A 24,564-nucleotide genomic window follows, 5' to 3' on the forward strand; every position below is an offset into this window, starting at 1 on the left:
GGTTGGAGGGGGAGGCGGGCGTGCCGGGAGCAATGCGGTAGTACTCTGGATCTCTCGACCTGCCCGCAGAAATCCCTTGCCGCAGTCGGAAGAGACGCGCGATTTCGCTTTTTGGCGATATCTGATACGCACACGCTCGCCTATAAGTCAGCAGGTGCTCCTACCCTGTGCAGCTTTCTGATATCCGACACGATGAAACGCGCGCTCAAGATCCTTCTTCCACTCTCGCTACTGGCCGCTTCCAGCTCGGCTTTCTCCGGAACCCTCAGATGCGGTGGAAATCTCGCCAGCATCGGCGATGGCAAGGCTGACATCCGGATCAAATGCGGAGCACCTATCGCCCAGTATTCGTCCTGCAAGCCGCTGGTAGTTACGCCGGAAGCGAACGGCCTTGTCGACAGCGCTTCGGCTGCGTGCGTCACCGTCGATGAATGGACATACGCCCCGGGGTCCGGGCAGTTCGTCACCACACTCGTATTCCAGCATGGCAAGCTGAATGCCATTCGGTATGGCGACCGGATTCCCTGAGGGCTGCCCCCTGCAAAGGAAGGGATCAAACTGACAGCCGCAAGTCCGTTAACGATGACGTACCTCAGAGAACCCTCATTGGACCCACGTCACGACGCCGCCATGCAGTTCCCAACACGCTACGCCCTTCTCGCCCTGACGCTTCTTCTTGCCAGTTGCGCAAGGCCTCCGCTTATCCCGCAGATCCCCGCATCCTCACGAATCTGCTGCAAGTCGTTTCAGGCGATGCAGACCGGCGACCTGAAATTCGAGGACACTACGTCCGTTTCCTTTGATGCCGAGACTTCGCCCGTGTTTCCGTTCCCGGAAGGGAACGGCGTCTTCGCGGCATACACATTGCCCCAGCAGTCCGACGGTGCTCTGCTTGAACTGCGCGCGTTCGTCAGTGGCGGTCCCGCGCTGACGACGATGACCATTGTCAGGGCGAATGCCTTGTTTCTCGATGCCGCGCGCAACCCGCTGCCTGGCCCGCGCGAAGCACCGTTGCGCACACGCCGAGGCATCCTTGCCTGGTCGATGTCGAAAATCGCGACCTATACGGTTCCCAACAGTGCGCGGTACGTCATCGTCTACTCGGGAAGTCCATACGCCGAACGCACAACATTCTCCTCGGAGAACGGCACGGAGTACGGCCTTCCGTATTCGTATTCCGGCAAGGTGGATGTCTCGCTGAGGAGTGCCAAATGAATACGGCAGACAAAAGTTGGTTCACTATGCCGGCGACAATCGCCGTCTTCACAATGTCCGCCTTATTGGCTGGTTGCGCCGACATTATCGAAGCGACAACAAAAGCCGATCCCGGGGGGGATGCCGCGCGCGTTCGCTTCCGGTTGGCGGAACCCGGCTTGGTGTATATCAGGGAAGCCTTTGCTACCCCATGCTTCTACTCGACCGATGCTACGACCGGCCGCATAGCCGACCTGAGCTACAACACGCAGGCCATCCGGTGGATTGTCGAGCAGAGACTCGACCGCATTGGCATGCCCGGCGGCGAAGCGTATTCGTCCATCTCTTACACGGAAGCACGCGTAAGGGCCGGCAAACCCGTCGCCATACGTCTCATGGAAATCGTGGGTAACGGCAATATTCCCCGCTATGCCCAATGGACGCTGACACTCGAACCCGGCAAGGATTACGAAATGCTGTTGAGCAAAGGACTGGGTTCCGTATCGATGTCGCAAATCGTCAGCGGTGAGGGAAAGAGCCAGTTGGTGCCGCTTGACAATGCAGTTCGGACACCTTACTGCCAAGGCCAGCGAAGCTGAAGATTTGGGCTAAGCACACACTCTCGCGCAAAAATCCAACAAAAAACCCCGCAGACGCTCACACGTCTGCGGGGTTTTCATCTTTCAGACCAGGGCTAAAACCTCAGCCCTCGATCCAATCGCTCAGAACGACACCGTATCTGCAACTTCCTTGAAGTCTTCGATCTGGTCGAAGTTCATGTACTTGTAGATCTTGTCGCCGTTGGCGGTCAGCACGCCCATGTCGGCCATGTACTCTTCCTTGGTCGGGATACGACCCAGGCGCGAGCAGATGGCGGCCAGTTCGGCGGAGCCCAGGTACACGTTCGTGTTCTTGCCCAGACGGTTCGGGAAGTTACGCGTGGACGTGGACATCACCGTGGCGCCTTCGCGCACTTGTGCCTGGTTGCCCATGCACAGCGAGCAGCCCGGCATTTCGGTACGTGCACCGGCGGTGCCGAACACGCCGTAGTGGCCTTCCTCGGTCAGTTGCTTCTGGTCCATCTTGGTCGGCGGGGCGACCCACAGCTTCACGGGGATGTCGCGCTTGCCTTCCAGCAGCTTCGATGCGGCGCGGAAGTGGCCGATGTTGGTCATGCACGAACCGATGAACACTTCGTCGATCACGGCGCCAGCCACGTCCGACAGCGTCTTCACGTCGTCCGGATCGTTCGGGCAGGCCACGATCGGCTCATGCACGTCGGCCAGATCGATTTCGATCACGGCAGCGTACTCGGCGTCGGCATCCGGTTGCAGCAGGTTCGGATCGGCCAGCCATGCTTCCATGGCCTGGATACGGCGCTGCAGGCTGCGCGGGTCCTGGTAGCCTTCGGCGATCATCCACTTCAGCAGCGTGATGTTGCTGTTGATGTATTCGATGATCGGTTCCTTGTTCAGGCGCACCGTGCAACCGGCGGCCGAACGTTCTGCCGAAGCGTCCGACAGCTCGAAAGCCTGTTCCACCTTCAGGTCAGGCAGGCCTTCGATTTCCAGGATGCGGCCCGAGAAGATGTTCTTCTTGCCTTGCTTGGCCACGGTCAGCATGTCCTGCTTGATCGCGTACAGCGGAATGGCGTTGACCAGATCGCGCAGCGTCACGCCGGGCTGCATCTTGCCCTTGAAGCGGACCAGCACCGATTCCGGCATGTCCAGCGGCATCACGCCGGTGGCTGCAGCAAAGGCCACCAGACCCGAACCTGCGGGGAAGCTGATACCGATCGGGAAGCGGGTGTGCGAATCGCCGCCGGTGCCCACGGTGTCGGGCAGCAGCATGCGGTTCAGCCACGAGTGGATCACGCCATCGCCCGGGCGCAGCGAGATGCCGCCACGGGTGCTGATGAATTGCGGCAGCGTGTGGTGTGTCTTCACGTCGACCGGCTTCGGATACGCGGCGGTGTGGCAGAACGACTGCATCACCAGATCGGCCGAGAAGCCCAGGCAGGCCAGGTCCTTCAGCTCGTCGCGCGTCATCGGGCCGGTGGTGTCCTGCGAGCCCACCGAAGTCATCTTCGGTTCGCAGTACGTACCCGGACGGATGCCGGTGCCTTCCGGCAGACCGCAGGCGCGGCCAACCATCTTCTGGGCCAGCGTGAAGCCGCGGCCGGTATCGGCCGGGTTTTGCGGCAGGCGGAACAGCGTCGACGGGGCCAGGCCCAGCGATTCGCGTGCCTTGGCGGTCAGGCCACGGCCTACGATCAGCGGAATACGGCCACCAGCGCGCACTTCGTCGAACAGCACGTCGGACTTGACCTTGAATTCGGCGATGACCTTGCCGTCCTTCAGTGCCTTGCCTTCGTAGGGGCGCAGTTCGACCACGTCACCCATTTCCATCTGCGACACGTCGAGTTCGATCGGCAGTGCGCCGGCGTCTTCCATCGTGTTGTAGAAGATCGGAGCAATCTTGCTGCCCAGGCACACGCCACCGAAGCGCTTGTTCGGCACGAACGGAATGTCTTCGCCCGTGAACCACAGCACCGAGTTGGTGGCCGACTTGCGGCTGGAACCCGTACCGACCACGTCACCGACGTAGGCCACCAGGTTGCCCTTCTCGGCCAGCGATTCGATGAACTTGATCGGGCCGCGCTTGCCGTCTTCTTCCGGCTGGAAGGCGGCGCCTTCGCGCTTGTTCTTCAGCATGGCCAGCGCGTGCATCGGAATGTCCGGGCGCGTGGTGGCATCGGGAGCGGGCGACAGATCGTCGGTGTTGGTTTCGCCCGGCACCTTGAATACGGTGATCGTCAGCGATTCCGGCAGCGCCGGACGGCTCGTGAACCACTCGGCGTCGGCCCAGCTTTGCAGCACGGACTTGGCATTGGCGTTGCCCTTGTCCGCCTTTTCCTTCACGTCATGGAAGGCATCGAACATCAGCAGCGTCTTCTTGAGCGCTTCGCCGGCAACGGCGCCCACTTCGGCGTCGTCCAGCAGTTCGATCAGCGGGGAGATGTTGTAGCCGCCCAGCATCGTGCCGAGCAGCTCGGTGGCGCGGGCGCGCGAGATCAGGGGGGTCTTTTCCGAACCCAGGGCCACGGCGGCCAGGTACGAAGCCTTGACCTTGGCGGCGTCATCCACGCCAGCCGGCACACGGTACGTGATCAGGTCCACCAGGGCCTGCTCCTCGCCCGCCGGCGGGTTCTTGATCAGTTCGATCAGCTCGGCAGTCTGCTTGGCGGTCAGCGGCAGAGGAGGAATGCCGAGCGCGGCGCGTTCGGCGACATGGGCGCGATAGGTATCAAGCATGGGAACCTGCTGTTAATTGGGGTTGTAACAGTACTGCTATGTCTCTTGTGGACCAGCGGCGCGAGTCCGCCAGTTGCGCGTGATTGTACTTCCAAGTGGGCGCCGAATCAAACGTCTTATATCTTATATAAGAGTTAAAAGAGACGATGCACGGCGCGGCAAGGGCTGGCGGGATGCCCTCCGCGCAACGCCTGCACGCAGCACTCTCGTCACGACACCCCCGCGATGCCTCCCCGTGCCGATGAAAGTGCCCAGTGAATTACTTTTAAGTCGACTTCGCGGCAGCGGCTTCACGCACGTCTTAAGTTCCGCGCGCGGTAATCGTTAACCATCTTGCAGGCGCAAATGGCGCGCCGTCGCGCCTCTGCGTCCGATGCCCGTTCAGCTCAAACGGCCAAGCTGAATGGGTTTCCCCCTTTTTATCGGCCCTTTGCTTGTCTGCGATTCGGGAAGAATGGCAGGCATTCCGACACAGGCATCTCATGGCGAACACGCTTTCCCCCTCCCAGAACGGCGGCACTTCCAGCAAGCGCGGCCGGCTGATGCTGATCGGCGGCGGCGTGCTGGTAGTGGCGCTGGCCGCTGGCGGCTTTTTCCTGGGCAGTGTCCTCAGCAACAATCGTCCGGCTGCGGCCCCGGCTGCGCCGGTGCTTCCGCCGCCGATCTTCGTGCCGCTGGATGCGTTCACCGTCAACCTGAAGAGCGACGATGGCGACCGCTTCCTGCACACCGGCCTGTCGCTGAAAGTGGCGGACGCGGAAACGCAGGCTCGCCTGGCGCAGTACCAGCCCGAAGCACGCAGCCGCATCCTGCTGCTGCTGTCGGCACGCCAGCCGGCTGACCTGGCCACCGTGGAAGGCAAGCGCAAGCTCGCCCAGGACGTGCAGGCTGCCATCAGCCAGCCGTTCGCACCGAGCCTGCCGCCCCAGAAGATCCTGGACGTCTTGTTTACATCGTTCGTGGTGCAGTAAGCCGCATCCTGCACCGCGAACCCAGAGCCAAAACCTTATGAAATTGTCCGCCGTCCCTCTCTCCCGCCGTCGTGTCATGCACGACGCCTGAAGCCGGACATGGATCGTTTCATTCTCACAGCCGTTCACGGGGCAGGACACTAGATGGCCTACGACAAGTTCCTCTCGCAGGACGAGGTAGACGAACTACTGAAGGGCGTTTCGGGTGAAACCGATGCGCCCGCGGCGGCGGCGCCAGCCGTCGAAGAAGGCGGTGTACGGCCGTACAACCTGGCCAACCAGGAACGTATCGTCCGTGGCCGCCTGCATACGCTCGAAATCATCAACGAGCGCTTTGCCCGCGCGCTGCGCACCGCGCTGTTCAACTTCATCCGCCGTGGCGCCGACATCTCGGTGGGCACGGTAAGGATCGAGAAGTACGGCGATTTCGTGCGCAACCTGCCCGTGCCGACCAACCTGAACCTGGTCCACATGAAGCCGCTGCGGGGTACCGCGCTGTTCGTGTACGACCCGAACCTCGTGTTCCTGGTGGTCGACAACCTGTTCGGTGGCGATGGCCGCTTCCACACCCGTGTGGAAGGCCGCGACTTCACGCAGACCGAGCAACGCATCATCCGCCGCATGCTGGACCTGACGCTGAACAGCTACAGCCAGGCATGGGGCACCGTGCATCCCATCGAGTTCGACTATGTCCGCTCGGAGATGCACACCAAGTTCGCCAACGTGGCTGGTCCGAACGACGCCGTGGTCACCACCGCGTTCCATATCGAACTGGGCGCCGTGGGCGGACAACTGCATATCTGCATTCCCTTCTCGATGATCGAACCGCTGCGCGATCTGCTGATGAATCCGCTGCAGGACGAAGTCGAGGTGGACAAGCGCTGGCTCGGCCAGCTTTCCAACCAGTTGCGTGCCGCCGAAGTGGATCTGGTGGCCGAGTTCGCACACATCCGCAGCACCGTGGCCGAGGTGCTGGCCATGCGCGAAGGCGACGTGTTGCCGATCGAACTGCCCGACAAGATTTTCGGCAAGGTCGACGGCGTGCCCGTCATGCAATGCGGCTTCGGCACGATGAACGGCCAGTACGCACTGCGCGTGGAACGAATGATCAACTACCAAGACAGCGATTCCAACAAGGAAACCGATCATGACTGACGGCACTCAGGACAAGCCGGTCGATCCGATGGACGACTGGGCCAGCGCCCTCGCGGAGCAGACCAGCGCCGAGCAGGCAACGCCTGCTGCCGCCCCCGCCGCCGCGGTGGCTACCCCGGCAGCTCCGGCCATGGCGCCGGCCGCACAGCCGATGGCAGGCGCCACGCCGGCCGCCTCGACCGTCTTCCCGCCGCTGGCGCAGGAAGCCACGAGCGGCTTCCACAACGACATCGGGATGATCCTCGATATCCCGGTGCAGCTGACCGTGGAACTGGGACGCACCAAGGTGCCCATCAAGAACCTGCTGCAACTGGCACAGGGTTCGGTGGTGGAGCTCGACGGCCTGGCCGGCGAGCCGATGGACGTGCTCGTGAATGGCTACCTCATCGCCCAGGGCGAAGTGGTGGTGGTGAACGACAAGTTCGGCATCCGCCTGACGGACATCATCACGCCGTCCGAACGTATCCGGAAGCTCAACAAATGACAGCCGCCTCGCGCCGGTTAGCAGCCACCGCGCGCATTGCCTCTGGTATTGCCGCAGGCATCGTCCTCATGGGCGTTGCCGTGACCGGCGCGCAGGCCGCTGACACCGTGCTCAGTACCGCACAGGCGGCTCCCCCCGCCAGCGGTGCTGCAGCCAGCAGCTATCTCGCGGCAAGCAGTGCCCCGGCCATCAGCAGTGGCGGCAGTCTCGTCCAGGCCGGGCTTGGATTGTTTGCCGTCATTGCCCTGATCCTTGGCATGGCCTGGCTGGCGCGTCGCGTCGGCCTTGTCCGCCACGGCGGTGGCAATGCATCGATCAAGGTCGTGAACAGCCTGATGCTGGGCGCGCGCCAGAAGATCGTGACCGTGGAAGTGGGCGACACCTGGCTCGTGCTCGGTGTCTCGCCCAACGAGATCCGCCCGCTTCATACGTTGCCGGCCCAGCCCGATTCCGGCGCGCCATCTTCCTCCGTTCCCCATCCCGCACAGCCCATGCAAGGCGGCTTTGGTGAACGGCTGATGCGCGCCATGCAGGAAAACCTCAAGAAATGAACACGCTGCGTGGCGCCGCTGTCGAGCGGCAACCGAAGCCCTTCGTGCGTCCGTCGCACCCGTCGCAGTCATGGCGTATGGCGGGAACCACCCTGCTGGCGCTGTTGCCGATGATGCTGTGGCTGGCGCCAGAGTCCGCGCTGGCCCAGTCGTTGCCCGGCATGACGAGCAAGCCGGCACCCGGTGGCGGCCAGACCTGGTCGCTCTCGATCCAGACGCTGGTCCTGCTGACCTCGCTGTCGTTCCTGCCGGCGGCCATGCTGATGATGACGGGGTTCACGCGCATCATCATCGTGCTCGGTTTGCTGCGCAATGCGATGGGCACGGCATCTTCTCCGCCTAATCAGGTTATCGTCGGCCTGTCGCTGTTCTTGACCTTTTTCGTGATGTCGCCGGTGTTCGACAAGGTCTACACCGACGCGTACAAGCCGCTCTCCGAAAACCGCATCAGCCTGGAAACCGCGGCCTCGCGCGCTGCCGTGCCGGTGCGTGCGTTCATGCTCAAGCAGACCCGCGAGAAGGATCTCGCACTGTTCGCGCAGATGGCGAAAATCCCGGAAATGCAGGGTCCGGACGACGTGCCGTTCTCGGTACTGGTGCCCGCCTTCGTCACCAGCGAACTGAAGACCGCGTTCCAGATCGGCTTCACGATCTTTATCCCGTTCCTCATCATCGACCTTGTCGTGGCCAGCGTGCTGATGGCGATGGGCATGATGATGGTGCCACCCGCCACCATTTCGCTGCCGTTCAAGCTGATGCTGTTCGTGCTGGTCGATGGGTGGCAACTGCTGCTGGGTTCCCTGGCGCAGAGCTTCATGAACTGAGCGGAGCCCGACATGACACCGGAAATGGTGATGACCATCGCCACGCAGGCGATGAAGATGACCCTGATGCTGTCGGCGCCGCTGCTGCTCGTGGCGCTGGCTGCCGGTCTCGTGGTGAGCCTGTTCCAGGCCGCCACGCAAATCAACGAAATGACGCTGACGTTCATCCCGAAGCTCGTCGCACTGTTCGTCACGATGGTGCTGGTGGGTCCGTGGATGATCAACACGTTCGTCGACTACATGCGCGAAGTGTTCCAGGGCATTCCTGCCCTCGCGCACTGATCGACGCTCTTACATTTTTCACGCCGTGCTGGATGTCTCCACCGATCAGCTCTACGGATGGATCGCCACATTCCTGTGGCCGATGTTCCGATTGCTCGCGCTGATCGCCACGGCGCCGATCTTCAGCGAATCCACCATTCCGCGCCGTGCCAAGATCCTGCTGGCTGCCGCGCTGTCTACCATCATCTCGCCGACCATCGGCGCCATTCCCACCGCGCCGGTGTACTCGTACGAGGGCCTGCTCGTCATCCTCAACGAGGTGGCCATCGGCATCGCCATGGGTTTCTCGATGCGGCTGGTGTTTGCCGCCGTGCAAGTGGCCGGTGAAGTGATCGGCCTGCAGATGGGCCTGTCGTTCGCGGCGTTCTACGACCGCTCTGCGGGCGGACAGACGATGGTGCTGTCGCGCTTTCTCAACATCGTGGCCACGCTGATGTTCCTGGCACTCGACGGACACCTGATGATGCTGGCCGCACTCGTCGATAGCTTCCAGGGTGTGCCCATCGCCGGTGTGCCGCTCTCCGGCCACGGATGGGGTGTGCTGGCGCGCGCCGGTTCGATGGTGTTTGCCACCGGCACGCTGTTGTCGCTGCCGATGATTGCCGCGCTGCTGACACTGAACCTTGCGATGGGTATCCTGAACCGCGCATCGCCGCAGCTCTCGATCTTTGCGGTGGGCTTCCCGGTGACGCTGCTCGGCGGCATGCTGGTGCTGATGCTGTGTATGCCGCAGATGGGCCTGTACATGCAGCACCTCGTCGATATCGGCCTGCGCACGGCAGGCTCGGTACTCGACCAGCTTGCGCCGAACTAGCGTCGATGTGGCGTTGCCCGGATCGAACGATCAGGGCAACGCACCCACCTGCCTGAGCATCGCGCGCGCGATCTCCTGCCTGCGCGCGCCAGCTTCGGGCTTCGACATGTCGAGGTTCAGCGCGAACACCCAGGTATTTTCGCCACGCGTGACCCAGCCCACCCACCAGCCCACGTCCGTCCCTGCGGTGCCGGAGGCGTCCCAACCCGTCTTCGCACGCAGCGTGTAGTCGGCCGTCTTCTCGATAGTGAGGATGTCGTCGAGTGCATCGAAGCTGCGCTCGGAGATCAACGGCACCTTGTGCGCCGCCACATCGCGCAGAAAATCGACCTGCTGGTTTGCGCTGATCTTGAGATGCCCGTTGAGCCAGAAGCGGTCCACGGGTCCTTCCACATCGGCATTGCCGAAATGCGCAGCCGTCAGGTACTTGCGATACTGTACAGTGCCTACGCGCCGTGCCAGCGCCTGATATGCGGGCACGCATGAGTTGGGCAGCGCCACGCGCAGCGCCACGTCGCCATTGCAAACCGCCGGCAGGATGGGCTTGCCGTGGTGCATCCACACCTTGCCGTCCCATGGCAGCTTGTCGTGATCCACGTCCGCCACGGCGCCGGTCTCCAGCCCGATCAGCGAGTTGAAGATCTTGAAGGTCGATGCCGGCGAATACTGCGTGGCGGCGCGCTTCGGGTTGTACGTCATGGTGCGCTGCTGGCGCACATCGTAGATCACCATCGTGCCATCGGCGCCAGCGGCATCGAACAACGGCTTGGCATCGAGCGTGCTTGCGGCTGGCGCTGCGGCGCGCGCGGCGCCGGCCAGCAGCAATGTCGTGGTGAGGAACAACCGGGCGATGCTGTGTCGCATAGGCATGTGCAGACCCCTTTCTGGTTTTTCATTGATGGGTTGGCGTCAGGCTGACGCATGGCAATCCAGGCCCGGATCGTGATGCGGAGCATAGGCAATGACCTCGTTCGCGCCAACCGCGCATGCTGTAACACGCGTAACATGCGGCATGCCCCCGACATCGATCTTCGTCGAACTCTCTGCGCCCTATCGTGTGGATGACCAGCCCGCGCGTTACCAGTCCGTCTGGATGCTCGCGCGCATCTGGCTCGCCGCATCGCGCGATCAGGAAGCGCTCAACGCCAATGTCGTCCGCACACGCTTTGCGGAAGCCGCCGACGTGCGCATGATCGTCTCGCGCGCCTTCGCCGATTTTTCGCGCTGGAGGATTCCAGTGGGATGGGGCAGCGATCGCACGCTCGGGATCTCCGCGTTGCCCACTTCGCATCGCAGTCGTGGACCGTTCTGGATGAGTGCTGCCACCGCGCGGCGCCTGCGTTTCACGGTCGAAGGCAAACCGTTGGGACCAGCGGGTGTGGCGCGTTGGCTGGGACAAACCCCGGAAGCCGGCAATGTCCCGTCGATCCCCGCCGAGGACGGCCTGCAGTATGCGATGCGCGACATGGCCTTCTGGCGCCATCTGACGCAGGCGATGCGCGGCGCGCAGGACGGCTTCGCCGGCACGCTCGATCACGGCGTGGCCGAATCGTTCCGCGCAGCGCAGCGCACCGCTGCCGATGATTTTCAGTTGGCGCTCTCCTTGCTCAAGGAAAGCCTGGCCTGGCGGCGCAGTGACCGACTGGATCGCAGCCGCGCAGCGTTGCGCCGCTTCCAGCGCATTGTGGTGGCAGGCGGCGTCAATGCCGCGCTGCCGACCTTCGCGGCCATGGCACACGTGGTGCGAGCGTGGGAGCACTATGCGCGCGCAGATCTCGACGCTGCACAACACGAACTCACCCGCCTGTCAGGCGACGCGGAACTGCGACCCGTGGTGCGCTACAACCCGCGCGTGCGATTCGAAACGCTCAACCTCGAAGCACTCGTGCAGAAGAGCCTGGCGCTGCGTCCGGATGGCGTGGGCACTCCGCAGCAGAAACAGCAAGCGGCGCGCCTGGCGATGGAAGGCTTCTCCGGCGCACTGCAGGCGGCATACGAAGCGGATTCGGTAGACGCCGTGCAGCACGCCGCCGCGAACATCGGCTGGTCGCTATGGTTGTTCTGGCAGTTCCGTCTCGTGGATGCATCGCGCGCGATGGTCGCTGGCGACGTGCAGCGTCAGGCCATGCGCTGGCTTGGATTGTCGGAATGGATCTGCGATCGATTCGGCGTAGGCGGTGGATCGGCCTGGAACACCATCTTCCTGTTACGGGTGGCACGCGGCCATCTGGAAGCCGATGCCTCGACATCGCTTGCGGCATTCCGTGCGCAACAACCGCTCACGGTGACTGCCGCCATCGATGCATTGCGTCCGTTCCATGCGCCGTTCGCACCAGCCAAGGGTTTTGTCCGTTGGTCATCAGTGGCCGCGTTCGCGCTGGAGGAGCACGATACGGGGCGCGTGCGTTACAACGCGCTGCAACTGTCGAACCTGTTGATGGAATCGGCGTGGTATCTCACGCACGAGCAGGGTGCGTCGGTGGATGCGTATGAAGCGGTGGAACGACTCAAGCAGCAGATCGGATCACTACGTGCAAGCGAGAAGGGGTTCTTTCACGCGGGGTTGAGGACGCTGCCACCGGAGTTGCGAGTGGGGATGTAGATCTCAACACGACCGCGAACCGTTGTTATGCGCTCCCCTCTCCCGCGAAAGTGGGAGAGGGGTGGGGGAGAGGGCTTGAGGGTCTGCTTGCCAGCCACATCGAAATTTTCACTGCTTGCCCTCACCCCCAGCCCCTCTCCCGCAAAGCGGGAGAGGGGAGCAAACCAAACGCGGGAGATAACGCGACTTATGCGTACGCCACATTGCCCCTGACAACCAACTGCCCCGGCGCACTCCGCACCACGCCGCCCGAAGGCACCTTGAAGAACGCCACCGCCTCTGTCAGCAACCGCCCCTGTTCCTCCAGTGATTTCGATGCCGTCGCAGCCTCGTGCACCAGCGACGCATTCTGCTGCGTGACCTGATCGATCTGGACGATGGCCTGGTTCACCTGTTCGATGCCTCGGTTCTGTTCGGCGGATGCCGCAGCGATTTCGTTGACGATGTTCGTCACGCGGGCCACGGCGTCGGTCACTTCGGCCATGGTCTGACCCGCTTCGCCGGCCAGTGTGGAGCCGGCCTGCACCTGTGCCACCGATGCCTCGATCAGTTCCTTGATTTCCTTGGCTGCGTTCGATGACCGCTGCGCCAGGCTGCGCACCTCGCTTGCCACGACAGCAAAGCCACGTCCCTGCTCGCCTGCGCGTGCCGCTTCCACTGCTGCGTTGAGCGCCAGGATATTGGTCTGGAACGCGATGCTCTCGATGATGCCGGTGATGTCCGCAATGCGGGCCGAACTGGCGCTGATGCCTTCCATCGTGTCCACCACGCGGCCCACGGTGCCGCTGCCCTGCTGCGCTACTTCCGCAGCGTTGCGCGCAAGCTCGCTGGCCTGGCGTGCGTTTTCGGTGTTGTGGCGCACGGTTGCGGTCAACTGCTCCATGCTGGCGGCGGTTTCTTCCAGCGATGCGGCCTGTTGCTCCGTGCGGCTCGACAGATCCATGTTGCCGTTGGCAATTTCGCCCGTCGCCACCTCGATGTTCGAACTGCTCGCACGCACGCGGCCCACCGTCTCCGTCAGCCGGTCGTTCATGTCGCGCAGCGCAGCCAGCAGGCGGCCGGTCTCATCTTTCGAATCGACGACAATCTGCGAGCCCAGTTCGCCACGTGCCACGGTGCGCGCCACTTCCACCGCACGCTGGATCGGCGCCGTGATCGCACGCGTCAGCAGCAAGCCGCCGATGATGGCGAACGCCACGGCAGCCACTGCCGCCAGGATCAGCATCAATCGCTGGCGGGTGTACTCATCGTTGATCTTCGCGACCATGTCCTTCTGACGATCGCGCGTAAATTCGGCGTAGTCCTGCGTCGCCTTGATCAGCGCGGCCAGCAGCGGGCGGCATTCTGCATTCATCTTGGCGATGGCCGCCTCGGTCTTCTTGTCGAGAGCCAGCCCCACGATATCCGTGGCCACCTTGCCATACTTGCCCTCGATGCGATCCATCTCGGCCACGAGATTGCGCGCGCCTTCGCTGACGCCACTGGCCTGGATCATCTGCTTGAGTTTGCCCAGGCGCTGCTGCACATCCTCATGCGCCTTGAGGACCTCGGTCTTTTCCAGATCGAGGTCGGCAGGCGTGGTCACCAATACAAGGTTGCGCGCGGCAATTGCGCGCTGGTCCACGGCGGCGCGCAGTTGAGACGCTACCTCGCCACGCGCGTTCAGGCCATGGATGTAGTTGTCGAAGCCGTCGATGGATTCGCCCAGCGCCTTCAGCGACAACCCAGACACTGCGAGTACTACGAGCGCAAGCGTGCCAAACCCCGCCAGCAGTCTGGTCTTGATAGACAGATCTCGGAATTTCACGGTTTTCCCCTCTGTTTCCCGATTTAATGGCCGACGGCAATGGCCAATGACGATCGCGCCACGATGTGTATCGCGGAGCAGGTATCGCTGGAGAGATCCCGTTCCTCTTTGATACTGGCGCGCCGTGCGCCGACAACATCTCAGACCGGCGCTGGCTGGCGTTCTTGACGCCATGCTCTAGATGTATGTCCGCAGGCTAACGGCATACCGCCTCTCCTTTAGTCCCCTCTCCCGAGGGGTCAGGGTGACAAAGTGTCATGAAATGTTCAGAAATGTATGGGCATGTTGCGCATGCCTCACGCCATGATCCTTTTTTAAATTGCATTTCATATGCATCTTTTCTAGAATCGAGTGCGTCCCACCCCCTCCGACTTGCCCCGCCAATCATGTCCGTCCTGCTGCAGATCTCCCCGCCTACCCCCTCGAACAGCTATCGCGGCCTGCCCGTACTGGCCCTTGGCTTCCGACCGTTCTATCTGCTGGCCGCCGCGTTTGGCGCACTTTCCGTTTTGGCATGGGTGGCGATGTACCTGGGCTGGTGGCAACCCGCCACGCAACCGTGGCTCGGCGCGATGCTCTGGCACGCCCATGAGATGGTGTTCGGATTCGCCGCCGCCGTTGTGGTGGGATTCCTCTTCACGGCGGGCAAGAACTGGACGGGATTGCAGACGCCGCAGGGCACATGGCTCGGCATCCTCGCAACGGTATGGCTGGCCGCACGCGTGCTGATGTGGACAGGTCCGGCGTGGGCCGCGATTGCAGTGGACATCGCCTTCCTGCCACTGTGCAGCGCGAGCTTCTATCGCATCCTGCGGCGGGCGAAGAGCCAACGCAACTACGGGCTTGCCATCGCACTCGGCATCATGGGCGCGCTCAACATCGGGTTCCATGTTGCGGCGCTGGCGGGTCGTCCCGATTGGGCGCTGCACGCCACCGAAGCGGCAACGGGGCTGGTGGTTATCTTCGTGACGGTGATCGGTGGCCGCATCATTCCGATGTTCACTGGCAATGCGATTCCCGGCGCACGCATCCGCCGCTGGACGATGGTTGAACGATCGGTAATCGGTCTCACGCTGCTTGCCACGATGTCGGCAGCGTTTCAGGCGCCGGGGCCGCTGACTGCGGTGCTCGCCGCAGGCGCAGCCATCGCGCATGGCATTCGACTGTACGGCTGGAATCCGCTGGGTACGGTCAGGAAGCCGATCCTCTTCATCCTGCATCTGGCCTATGCCTTTCTGCCCGTTGGCTTCCTGCTCATTGCGGCGGCTGCATTGGGCTGGCTCGACCGCTCCACGGCCCTTCACGCGCTGACTGTCGGCGTGATCGGCTGCGCGGTCATTGCCATGGTCACGCGCACGGCGCTCGGCCATACGGGACGCCAGATGCAATCGGGCCATATGGAACACCTCGCCTACCTCTGCATGGTGCTGGCAGCCGTGGTCCGCGTTGCCGGCCCCATCGCCATGCCGGAAGCCAAGCCCGAGGTGATCGCCGTTGCCGGTGCGCTATGGGCGCTGTCGCTGGTGAGCTACCTCATCAAGTACACCCCATTCCTGATGCGTCCACGCATCGATGGCAAGGAAGGCTGATCCGCGCGTTTTTCCCCCAATGTCACCCGGCGCTAACCCTACGTTGCGATTTTGCCTCGACGTGATACGATGACTTACAACCTGTCCGCAAGGACGAGTTGCCCTCTCAAAGCATCCGCATACCGAGCATCCAACAAGAATTCGGGAGACATCATGCGCAAGATCCGCGCGGCGCTGGGCGCCGCTGCCCTGCTGGCCGTCCTGGCCACCCCAGTCCTGGCCCAATCCAATGATTCGCAGTCCGTCACGACAGCCGCCGAAAAGCTGCGCGCTGCCATGGTCGATCCCGACCAGGCCGTACTGTCCGGACTGGTCGGCGATTCGCTGAGCTACGGCCACTCCGGTGGTCGCATCGACACGCGTGCCAGCTTCATCGGCGATCTGCTCGACAAGAAATCCGATTTCGTCAGCATCAACATCACCGACCAGACCGTGAATGTCTCGGGCGACGTGGCGGTCATCCGCCACACGCTGGCCGGCGAAACGCTGGATAGCGGCAAACCGGGCACCGTGCTGCTCAAGGTGTTGCAGGTCTGGCAGAAGCAGGGCGGACAGTGGAAGCTGATCGCTCGCCAGGCCGTCAAGGCTGCCGCATAAAGACGACAGGCGACGGAGGGGTTACCTGTTCCATCGAGCAGACATTCATAGGATGTCTGACCTCTATAGTCGATGGGAGCAAACAAAAGGGGCGCCAACCATCGGCGCCCCTATTTCATTGATCAACGATCAGTCGAAGATCTCGTACAGCCACGACTTCTTGCGTTTGTCGTATTTGTCATGCCGATCGTGCCGATCGTGCCGGTCATGGCGGTAATCCTTGTCGTGACCGTAGCGGCCACGATCCCCCTCATACGACGGCTGCGGCGCTGACTGGCGTGACGCAGTGGGTTGCGGCGCTGGAGCCGCGCTGACCGACCGTTCGAGAATCTTGTCCAGTTCGCCACGGTCGAGCCACACGCCACGGCACTGCGGGCAGTAGTCGATTTCCACGCCTTGTCGGTCTGACATCACCAGCGTGGCATCGGAACAGGTCGGACACTTCATCAAGCACTCCTTCTACAGCTGCGCACCAGGCGCGACGGGCCCATTCTATGATTCAGATCAGATGGATTCCCGCAGATGGCAGCAATGTCATGTTTGAGTCATCGTCCCGGTATCGGCGGCTGGCGCACCTGACCGCAGCGGATGGCAGTTCCTGTACCATGTGGGCTTGATACGCCGCCTCGCCAGACCCTGATCGCCGAGCTGGCGCCATGTGGTTTGCGGGATCATCACCTACGTGACTGAACACTCGACACCCCCTTCCGATGTGCTCGCCTCGCTGCGAGCCGCCACCTCGGAAAAACACGCCGTCCTGGACCGTGCGATGCCGCTGGCGCACGCCGCGCCGACGCTCGTCGACTATCGCGACCACCTGCTGATCCTGCGCGCCTGGCTGGCGCCGCTGGAGACCTGGCTGGCGGGTTTTGACGACGGTCCGCAGGACCCTGCCCGCCTGCCGCAAGTCTCGCGTGCGGATGTGCTGGAGCAAGACCTGGCGGATACCGCGATCCCGCAGGGCGGCGCCACGGTGGACAACATCGACGTTGGCACGCTGCGCAGCGAACCGGCCTACCGCTGGGGACTCTGCTATGTCATCGAAGGCTCGCAGCTTGGCGGCGCCGTGATCTATCGGAATTTCGCCGAGCGCCTGGCACCCCATCCGCTGCGCTATCTCGGTGGCGGCGCATCGCCCGGCCCGCGCTGGCAACAATTCCTGCACGCGCTGCGCACGCATGTCACCACCGACGATGACATTGCACTGGCCGGTCAGGGCGCACAACGCGCTTTCGATGACCTGCTCGCCCGCATCCCGTCGATGGCGTCCGGCCACGGCGTCAAATAGCGGACCGGGAGAGCGCATGTCAGACACCGCCGCCTCAGCAAGGTCAGCCGACCAGGTCTTCGACAGCGCTGCGCTGTTCGATGCCCTGCCCGACGCCTATCTCGTGCTCAACAGTCACGACGAGGTGATCCACGCCAATGCCACCTACCTGACGATGTCCGGCCGCGCGGCCCACGAAGTGATGGGCAAGTCGATCTTCGTCATCAACCCGACGCTCTCGGCATCGCAGATGGCGGCGCGCCGCGACTGGCTGCTGGCCACGCTTGGCCAACTGGTTGTCGGCGAGTCCCGCATGTCGCCGTTGATCCGTTACGACGGCCACCCTGCCGGCAACGGCGACGGCGAACGCTACTGGCAGGCGCGTGCGACGCGGCTGGCCGGCGTGGGCACCGCCGCGCCCGTGGTCGTGCTCAAGATCAGCGATGTCACCGACCAGATCGTGCAGTCCGAGCAGAGCCGCCGCGAGCACGCCAAGCTGCGTTCGCAGGCCCGGTTGCGCAAGCTGCTCGTCGATGAAGCCAACGCCGCGCTGCAAACGCATCGCGAACGGCTCGAAGAGTTGCTCGCCTTTGCCAAGGTTGGCGCGTGGGAACTCGACATCGCCACCGGCTACATGGCCTGCACCGACCAGTGCAAGGCCAACATGGGCCTGTCGCCCCAGGAAACGATCAACGAGGCGCGTGTATTCGACGAATTGATGCATGAAGCGGACCGTCGCGACGTGCGCGCCGCCATGGACCGCGCCATCGCCGCACGCGCGCATTTCGAGGTGGAGTATCGCGTGGTCTGGCGCGACGGCACGATGCGCTGGCTGATGTCGCGCGGCGCGGCGCGCTATCTGGAAGACGGCTCGCCGCAATCGATGATCGGTTTCACGATCGACATCACCGCGCGCAAGGCATCCGAACTCCACTACCGCGCCATTGCCGAGGAAGAGCAGCGGGCGCGCGAAGTCAGCGAACGGGGCGCTCAGGCCATGGACCACTTTGTGGCGGCGGTCAGCCATGAGTTGCGCTCGCCGCTGCACGCCATTCTCTGGTGGACCACGCTACTCGAACGCGGCACCGATCCGTCTCACGTGAATCGCGCGGCGCAGGTCATCGAACGCAATACGCGCCAACTGGCGCGCATGGTGGACGATCTGCTCGATAGCGGTGCCATCGCCACGGGCAAGCTCTCCGTCGAACTCCGTCAACTGGACATGGCCGCGCTGGCGGCGACGGTTGCGGAAGACCTGCGGCTCGATGCGGAGTCGCGCAACGTCACGCTTGTCGTGTCGGCATCTACGCCCTGCATGGTCAGCGCCGACGAGAACCGCCTGAAGCAGGTGGTGCTCAACCTGTTGACCAATGCGCTGAAATTTGCCGAACGCGGCAGTGTGGAACTGAGTGTGACCACCAACGGCCAGTGCGCCGAACTGGTGGTGCGCGACAACGGACTGGGGATTTCGCCGGAGGCGCTCGAACGGATATTCGAGCGTTTCGAACAGGCGCATCAGGAGCGTTCGCAGCGCGCGCCCGGCCTTGGCCTGGGGCTATGGATGGTGAAGAATCTTGTGGTCCTGCACAATGGCACCGTCACCGCGCACAGCGATGGACTGGGCAAGGGGGCCACCTTCCGTGTCTGCCTGCCGGCCATTCAGGCAGGCCACCGCGCCGACGCAGCGCGATAGCCGGACCTGCACCTGCATCACTCCGCGCTGCCCGCCCCCGACCCATACGGTGGCGGTTCGTTCAGCACGGCCCAGAACACGCCCAGGTCATTGATGGCCGCCATGAAGTCGTCGAACTCCACTGGCTTCACGACATAGGCATTCACGCCGAGGTCGTAGCTCTTGAGCAGATCGCGTTCCTCGCGTGACGACGTCAGCATCACCACCGGGATGCGGCGCAGGCTCTCGTCGGCGCGTACCTCGCGCAAGACCTCGTGGCCATCCACCTTTGGCAGCTTCTTGTCGAGCAGGATCACGGCCGGGTTCTCTTCCGTGCGATTCGCGAAGGCCCCCTGGCGACGCAGGAAGTCGAGCGCCTCGGCGCCATCGCGTACCGATACCACCGGATTGGCCAGGCGGCTTCGCTCCAGCGCAATCAGCGTCAGCTCGATATCGTCAGGATTGTCCTCGACCAGCAGGATCGGTCTCAGCACACTCATTCTCCGTACCTTTCAAATCTTTCAGATCTTTCAACACTGGCTTGTAGGGTTGGCCCGACGACACCGCTGCCAGCCGCGATGCCGCCTCTGCGGCGGTCTCGTTCACGCCCGTCGTGCCCTCGGGCACGAAATCGCGCGGCAGCGAGAACCGGATCGTGGCGCCCTTGTCCACTTCGGCGTGCGCCCACGTGGTGCCGCCGTGACGTTCCACGATGCGGCGCACGCTGGCCAGGCCGATGCCCGTGCCCGGGAACTCCTCCACGCGGTGCAGGCGCTGGAACACACCAAACAGCTTGTCGGCGTATCGCATATCGAAACCCACGCCGTTGTCGCGCACGAAGAACACATCGTGCCCCGCATACTCGCCTTCGCCCGGCTCCACGCCAATCTCGACCTGCGCCGGTGCACCGTCGGCATCCACGCCGCGCAGGCCCGTGAATTTTATCGCGTTCGCGATCAGGTTGCGCAACACCACGTCCATCAGCACGGGGTCCGCCATGACATGGCCGAGATCGCCGACGCGGCATTCCAGACGGCGCGTGCCGATATCCTTCGATTCCTCGCTTACCAGGCGCTCGACCAGCGCCTTCATATCCAGGCGTTGCGGACGCAGCGCCGCGCGGCCCATCTGCGAGAACGCGAGCAGGTCATCCACGAGCTTGCCGCCGAAACGCGCCTGCGCAATGATCCGCTCGATGAAATGCTTGCCGCGGTCGGACAGGCGGCTGTAGTCCATGTCGCGCAGCAGATCCGCAAAGCCGACGATATGGCGCAGCGGTGCGCGCAGATCGTGAGAGACCGTGTACGAGAACCCCTCCAGTTCGCGATTGACGCGGCCCAGTTCGAGCGCGAGTTGCGCGAGTTCTTCCGCGCGGCGCAGCACGATGCCGAGCAACGCGCCGCGGAATTCTCCCGCCACCTCGATTTCCGCCTGGCGCCACGGCTGCGAGCGGCCGCGCACGATCTGGGTCCAGACCTCGAAGCTCTCGCGCGGTGACAGCGTGGTGGACAGCGTGGAGAGCTTCGCGCGCGGATCGCCCGCCCAGCGGATCGTGCGCACCACCTCCGCACGGAACCAGATCACGTAGTTGCGGAACAGCCGCGAGAGGGACACCACCAGCACGCCGGCCGCCTCCGGCCCGAGCCCGTGATCCGCGGCTTCCGGCCACGCCTGGGCAAGATTGTCGGTGGCGAAGACCTCTTCGGATTGCGCGTCGAGCCACGTCACCATCGCCTCGATGGCGGCGTCGGGCGGCGCGTCACCCACGCGCACGATACGACCTTCAAACACGGCCACGGCACCGGTGGCGCCCACCAGCCCAAGCAGACTGCGGGCATCGCTGCCGATGGACTCGACAAAATCCTCGGTGTTGGCCATCGATGCCAGCAGGTTCGTCTGCGTGCGGCGCAGCGCCAGACGGTAGTCCGCCTCGGCGTGATCCTCCTTGGCCTCCACCTGCAGCGACAGCACCTGTGCAATGTGTTCGCACGCCGTGCGTACCTCGAACGACGGCAGCCGCGCCGTGTCGTGATGACAGGAGATCAAACCCCACAGCCGCCCGCGCACCACGATCGACATCGACATCGATGCCCACGTGCCCATGTTCTTCATGTACTGCACATGCACCGGCGAGATACTGCGCAACGAGGCGTAGGTGAGATCGGTCGGCTTGCCCGTGGCGGGATGCAGCGCAGGCACCAGCGGCGCGGCCACGTAATCGGCATCGGCAATCAGGCGGATGCGGTTGCGCACGTATAGCGCGCGTGCCTGCACCGGAATGTCCGACGCAGGGAAGCGCTGGCCAAGATAGCTCGCGTAGCCAGGTTCCATCGACTCGGCAATGACATGGCCATGGCCTTCGTCATCGAACGAATACACCATGGTGCGGCCAAAACCCGTGATGCGATGCACTTCGCGCGCGGCCAGCGCGGCCAGCCCTTCGATATCGCCCGCATGCTGCAGGCTGTTGATGAAGGTGCGCACCAGCGGGTACATCGACGCAAACACTTCGGCCCGGCCGCGCGCCGGTTCGAATTCCACGATGCGCACGCCCAGGTGGCTATGCACCACGATGGCCAGCGGTGGATGTGACGATGCGTCGCCGCGTCCGGTGCGCGGATCGTCAATGGAACCTGCGTAGAGGGGAATGCCTTCGGCTTCGAGACTGTCGAGCGCACGCAGCGCGAGACCCGCGGCTTCTGCACCGACCACTTCGGCCAGCGCACGTCCCGCTACGGCCTCGATGTCGATACCAGCCAGCACCGCGACGTTGCGGCTCGCCTGTACGACCCTGCCCGCCTCGTCGACGCTCAGCAGGTATCCGTGTGGCTGGATACCACCGGGGATATGGATGGGTTCCCGGGCGCAATCGTCGGACGATGCGGTCACCAGGGACTGGGAGTCGTAAGGCATGCGGGCTCCGCCGGTAGGCATGCGGTGGATTTTCGCACAGGCATCGGGCGCGTGCTGGCGATGTGCCGAATTGACAGCACCCGCAAGCCATCCGGTAAAAATTACAAGGATTGGGCAAGGATCGGCATGGGCATTGCTTTGACCATGCGCCTGCCCTGCTCCGTGCACTGGCCTCGCGCATGATGCCGCCCGCGCGAGCCGATCCTGTCCATGACCCGCACCATGAAAATCAAGATCATCAATCCGAACACCACGCAGAGCATGACCGACAAAATAGGCCACTGCGCCCGCACGGTTTCGCAGGCCAATACGCGCATCATCGCGGTCAGCCCGCGCATGGGGCCGGCGTCGATCGAGAGCCACTATGACGAGGCACTCAGCGTGCCCGGCATCCTCGACGAAATCCTGAGTGGTGAGCGGGAAGACGTGGATGGCTACGTCATCGCGTGCTTCGGCGATCCGGGACTGTACGCGGCGCGGGAACTGGCCCGCGGCCCCGTGATTGGGATAGCGGAAGCAGCCATGCACACGGCAAGCTTCATCGGCACCGGCTTCAGCGTGGTGACCACCCTCCCGCGCACCTGCAATATCGCGTGGCACCTGGCCGAGCGCTACGGCATGGAACGCTTCTGCCGCAACGTGCGTGCGAGCGACCTGCCCGTGCTCGATCTCGAAAAACCCGGTTCCGATGCACGCCGCATCATCACCGATGCCTGCCGACAGGCACTGGACGAGGACCGCAGCGACTGCATCGTGCTGGGCTGCGCCGGGATGGCCGACCTGTGCGAATCCATCTCTGACGCCATCGGCGCGCCCGTCATCGACGGCGTGGCCTGCGCCGTGAAGATGGCCGAGTCGCTCATATCGTTGCGACTCTCTACAAGCAAGCGCGGCGACTGGGCGCGACCGTTGCCGAAACATTATGCCGGCATGTTGTCGACCTTTGCCCTCGACACCTGACTCCTGATTCACGCGCACCGGCCGGGTGCGGCGCAATGGAAGTAATCGACCGCGCAGCGGCAGAACTGGCTGCGGCGTCGCTATAGCTGGCGAGTGCGTCGCACGGGCACGGCGCGCCTTCTCACAAACCCCAAACGGGTTTTCCCGCACTGTCCCGTGAAGCAAAAACGCTGTCCCGGATAGTCAAACCGTCCACCGTCGTTCCTCGATACTTCGCTCGTTCCCATAACGAGAATCGAGGAGACATATGAGCACCAAGGTCAACGCCATGCGTCGTGCACGCATGGCACTTGCGATAGCGCTGGCATGTGTTGGCACCGCCTACGCGCAATCGAATGTCACGCTGTATGGCGTCATCGACATGAACGTGGAATACGCGAACCATGTGGGCGCCGTGCCCATCGCGGCTAACGGTTTCAATCCTGGCCCATCGAACAATGTCTACCGCATGAATTCCGGCGGGCTGGCCGGTTCACGCTGGGGCCTGCGCGGCACCGAGGATCTTGGCGGCGGAGTCAAGGGCGTATTCGTGCTGGAGAGCGGTATCAGCGCGGACAACGGCACGCTGCAGCAAAGCGGCAGGCTGTTCGGGCGCCAGGCATTCGTGGGCTTGTCCAAGGCTGGCATCGGCCAGATCAGCCTGGGGCGCCAGTACACGTCGATGTTCGAGGCATTGGCCAACTTCTCGCCCACTGCATACGCCACGCAGTACGAACCCGTCGTACTGCAATCGGGTGCCAACTTCCGCGAGGACAACACGATCAAATACACGGGACAGTTCGGGCCCCTTACCGCGCTGGCGCACTGGTCGTTCGGTACGGGGCTGGCCTTGCCCGCGTCCGTGGGCATCCCCACGCCGATCGGCGGCAACGGCGAAGTGCCGGGCGCCTTCCGCCGCGATACCGCATACGGTGCGGCAGTGGCCTACTCCATTGGCCCGGTCGGCGTGACCGCCGGCTACGACCAGTGGAATCCCACCATTGGCACCAGCAGCGGCACGATGCGAAAAGCCGCCATCGGCGCCAGCTATGCGTTCAGCAACGTCGCCAAGGTGATGGGTGGATATCGATGGGGGCAGAACAAGAACGCAGCAGGCACCATCATCCAGCGCGATGACTTCTACTGGATCGGCGCCAACTACCAGGTCACGCCAGCCATTGGGCTCACACTGGAATACAACTACGACGATCTCAAGAATCTGTATGGCGCGAATGCAGCGAACCCGTGGCAGGTGGCATTCGTGGCCAACTACACGCTGTCCAAGCGCACGGATCTCTACCTGTCCACAGCCTATGCGAAGAACGCAGGGCTGATGATGGAATCGCTGGCCACGGTGTATGCCAACAGCCTGTCGCTCGGCAATAGCTATGCGCTCGCCAATGGGCAGAGCAACATGATCGGTGTGGCGTTGGGGGTTCGACACAAGTTTTGATTTGCCCGTGTTTTGCTCCCCTCTCCCACAGGGAGAGGGGCTGGGGGAGAGGGCAGGAGGTTCTGCTTGCCGGCCTCGTCGCAACTTGCACTGCTGGCCCTCTCCCCCGCCCCTCTCCCGCATGCGGGAGAGGGGC

General features: G+C 63.4%; 23 protein-coding genes. 17 read left to right on the forward strand and 6 right to left on the reverse strand.

The genetic code is table 11. The features are described from left to right. From FFS21_RS32305 to FFS21_RS27675, 3 genes are all read left to right on the forward strand, one after another. Positions 1 to 528 (forward strand): DUF2845 domain-containing protein (locus FFS21_RS32305; RefSeq protein ID WP_212745275.1); only part of this gene is annotated, 528 nt, incomplete at its 5' end. Between the two features lie 102 nt (positions 529 to 630). Beyond that, positions 631 to 1,215 (forward strand): hypothetical protein, encoded by a 585-nt coding sequence (locus tag FFS21_RS27670; RefSeq protein ID WP_137927898.1) that lies wholly within the window; start codon positions 631 to 633, stop codon positions 1,213 to 1,215. Beyond that, complete coding sequence (locus FFS21_RS27675) at positions 1,212 to 1,793, forward strand: hypothetical protein (RefSeq protein WP_137927899.1); 582 nt, start codon at positions 1,212 to 1,214, stop codon at positions 1,791 to 1,793. Before FFS21_RS27670 ends, FFS21_RS27675 begins: the two co-directional genes overlap by 4 nt. 123 nt (positions 1,794 to 1,916) lie before the next feature. On the opposite strand, the gene acnB is transcribed toward FFS21_RS27675, so the two are convergent. Continuing rightward, positions 1,917 to 4,508: a bifunctional aconitate hydratase 2/2-methylisocitrate dehydratase gene (acnB, locus tag FFS21_RS27680; protein WP_137927900.1), complete on the reverse strand. Its 2,592-nt coding sequence runs from the start codon at positions 4,506 to 4,508 to the stop codon at positions 1,917 to 1,919. A 482-nt stretch (positions 4,509 to 4,990) separates the two neighbouring features. Between acnB and fliL the strand changes: the two genes are divergently transcribed. The 7 genes from fliL to fliR all read left to right on the forward strand — a co-directional run bounded on the left by fliL (position 4,991) and on the right by fliR (position 9,589). Next, positions 4,991 to 5,479 carry a flagellar basal body-associated protein FliL gene (gene fliL, locus FFS21_RS27685; protein ID WP_137927901.1) on the forward strand — a complete coding sequence of 163 codons (489 nt, stop codon included), beginning with the start codon at positions 4,991 to 4,993 and terminating at the stop codon, positions 5,477 to 5,479. A 144-nt stretch (positions 5,480 to 5,623) separates the two neighbouring features. After that, positions 5,624 to 6,634: a flagellar motor switch protein FliM gene (gene fliM, locus FFS21_RS27690; protein WP_137927902.1), complete on the forward strand. Its 1,011-nt coding sequence runs from the start codon at positions 5,624 to 5,626 to the stop codon at positions 6,632 to 6,634. Beyond that, positions 6,627 to 7,118 (forward strand): flagellar motor switch protein FliN, encoded by a 492-nt coding sequence (gene fliN, locus FFS21_RS27695; protein WP_137927903.1) that lies wholly within the window; start codon positions 6,627 to 6,629, stop codon positions 7,116 to 7,118. The genes fliM and fliN overlap by 8 nt, the downstream gene beginning before the upstream one ends. Next, positions 7,115 to 7,669 (forward strand): flagellar biosynthetic protein FliO, encoded by a 555-nt coding sequence (gene fliO / locus FFS21_RS27700; protein ID WP_346813534.1) that lies wholly within the window; start codon positions 7,115 to 7,117, stop codon positions 7,667 to 7,669. The genes fliN and fliO overlap by 4 nt, the downstream gene beginning before the upstream one ends. Beyond that, positions 7,666 to 8,493 carry a flagellar type III secretion system pore protein FliP gene (fliP, locus tag FFS21_RS27705; protein WP_502705202.1) on the forward strand — a complete coding sequence of 276 codons (828 nt, stop codon included), beginning with the start codon at positions 7,666 to 7,668 and terminating at the stop codon, positions 8,491 to 8,493. The genes fliO and fliP overlap by 4 nt, the downstream gene beginning before the upstream one ends. 12 nt (positions 8,494 to 8,505) lie before the next feature. Continuing rightward, a complete protein-coding gene (gene fliQ, locus FFS21_RS27710) occupies positions 8,506 to 8,775 on the forward strand; it encodes a flagellar biosynthesis protein FliQ (RefSeq protein ID WP_061958832.1) in 270 nt (89 codons plus the stop codon). A gap of 25 nt (positions 8,776 to 8,800) precedes the next feature. Further along, positions 8,801 to 9,589, forward strand: a complete 789-nt coding sequence (fliR, locus tag FFS21_RS27715; protein ID WP_137927904.1) for a flagellar biosynthetic protein FliR — start codon at positions 8,801 to 8,803, stop codon at positions 9,587 to 9,589. A gap of 30 nt (positions 9,590 to 9,619) precedes the next feature. Here the strand turns inward: fliR and blaOXA are convergent, their stop codons facing one another. Further along, positions 9,620 to 10,453 (reverse strand): OXA-1206 family carbapenem-hydrolyzing class D beta-lactamase, encoded by an 834-nt coding sequence (blaOXA, locus tag FFS21_RS27720; RefSeq protein ID WP_137927915.1) that lies wholly within the window; start codon positions 10,451 to 10,453, stop codon positions 9,620 to 9,622. A gap of 148 nt (positions 10,454 to 10,601) precedes the next feature. Here blaOXA and FFS21_RS27725 point away from each other — a divergent pair, with 148 nt between their 5' ends. Continuing rightward, on the forward strand, positions 10,602 to 12,191 hold the full coding sequence (locus tag FFS21_RS27725) for a hypothetical protein (RefSeq protein WP_137927905.1): 1,590 nt from the start codon (positions 10,602 to 10,604) through the stop codon (positions 12,189 to 12,191). 187 nt (positions 12,192 to 12,378) lie between these two features. On the opposite strand, the gene FFS21_RS27730 is transcribed toward FFS21_RS27725, so the two are convergent. Continuing rightward, complete coding sequence (locus FFS21_RS27730; RefSeq protein ID WP_249359708.1) at positions 12,379 to 13,998, reverse strand: methyl-accepting chemotaxis protein; 1,620 nt, start codon at positions 13,996 to 13,998, stop codon at positions 12,379 to 12,381. Positions 13,999 to 14,384: 386 nt separating this feature from the next. Between FFS21_RS27730 and FFS21_RS27735 the strand changes: the two genes are divergently transcribed. Together FFS21_RS27735 and FFS21_RS27740 are read left to right on the forward strand one after the other, a co-directional pair. Next, positions 14,385 to 15,587, forward strand: a complete 1,203-nt coding sequence (locus FFS21_RS27735) for an NnrS family protein (protein WP_137927907.1) — start codon at positions 14,385 to 14,387, stop codon at positions 15,585 to 15,587. Between the two features lie 153 nt (positions 15,588 to 15,740). After that, positions 15,741 to 16,184 (forward strand): nuclear transport factor 2 family protein, encoded by a 444-nt coding sequence (locus FFS21_RS27740; RefSeq protein ID WP_137927908.1) that lies wholly within the window; start codon positions 15,741 to 15,743, stop codon positions 16,182 to 16,184. A 129-nt stretch (positions 16,185 to 16,313) separates the two neighbouring features. Here FFS21_RS27740 and FFS21_RS27745 read toward each other — a convergent pair whose 3' ends face one another. Continuing rightward, positions 16,314 to 16,631 (reverse strand): TFIIB-type zinc ribbon-containing protein, encoded by a 318-nt coding sequence (locus FFS21_RS27745; protein WP_137927909.1) that lies wholly within the window; start codon positions 16,629 to 16,631, stop codon positions 16,314 to 16,316. 235 nt (positions 16,632 to 16,866) lie between these two features. Between FFS21_RS27745 and FFS21_RS27750 the strand changes: the two genes are divergently transcribed. Together FFS21_RS27750 and FFS21_RS27755 are read left to right on the forward strand one after the other, a co-directional pair. Next, positions 16,867 to 17,472 (forward strand): biliverdin-producing heme oxygenase, encoded by a 606-nt coding sequence (locus FFS21_RS27750; protein WP_249359709.1) that lies wholly within the window; start codon positions 16,867 to 16,869, stop codon positions 17,470 to 17,472. Between the two features lie 16 nt (positions 17,473 to 17,488). Beyond that, entirely contained in the window at positions 17,489 to 19,144 is a 1,656-nt protein-coding gene (locus tag FFS21_RS27755) for a sensor histidine kinase (RefSeq protein ID WP_137927910.1), read from the forward strand. A gap of 17 nt (positions 19,145 to 19,161) precedes the next feature. Here FFS21_RS27755 and FFS21_RS27760 read toward each other — a convergent pair whose 3' ends face one another. Further along, positions 19,162 to 19,617, reverse strand: coding sequence for a response regulator (locus FFS21_RS27760; RefSeq protein ID WP_137927911.1), 456 nt, complete (start codon positions 19,615 to 19,617; stop codon positions 19,162 to 19,164). Beyond that, the gene (locus FFS21_RS27765) at positions 19,580 to 22,036 is read right to left on the reverse strand and encodes an ATP-binding protein (protein ID WP_137927912.1); all 2,457 of its coding nucleotides are present in this window, start codon (positions 22,034 to 22,036) and stop codon (positions 19,580 to 19,582) included. The genes FFS21_RS27760 and FFS21_RS27765 overlap by 38 nt, the downstream gene beginning before the upstream one ends. 222 nt (positions 22,037 to 22,258) lie before the next feature. Between FFS21_RS27765 and FFS21_RS27770 the strand changes: the two genes are divergently transcribed. Next, positions 22,259 to 22,996 (forward strand): aspartate/glutamate racemase family protein, encoded by a 738-nt coding sequence (locus FFS21_RS27770; protein ID WP_137927917.1) that lies wholly within the window; start codon positions 22,259 to 22,261, stop codon positions 22,994 to 22,996. A gap of 268 nt (positions 22,997 to 23,264) precedes the next feature. Further along, a complete protein-coding gene (locus FFS21_RS27775) occupies positions 23,265 to 24,428 on the forward strand; it encodes a porin (protein ID WP_137927918.1) in 1,164 nt (387 codons plus the stop codon). Positions 24,429 to 24,564 lie beyond the last annotated feature (136 nt).

Source organism: Cupriavidus sp. 2SB (genome assembly GCF_005503625.1).
GTDB lineage: Bacteria > Pseudomonadota > Gammaproteobacteria > Burkholderiales > Burkholderiaceae > Cupriavidus.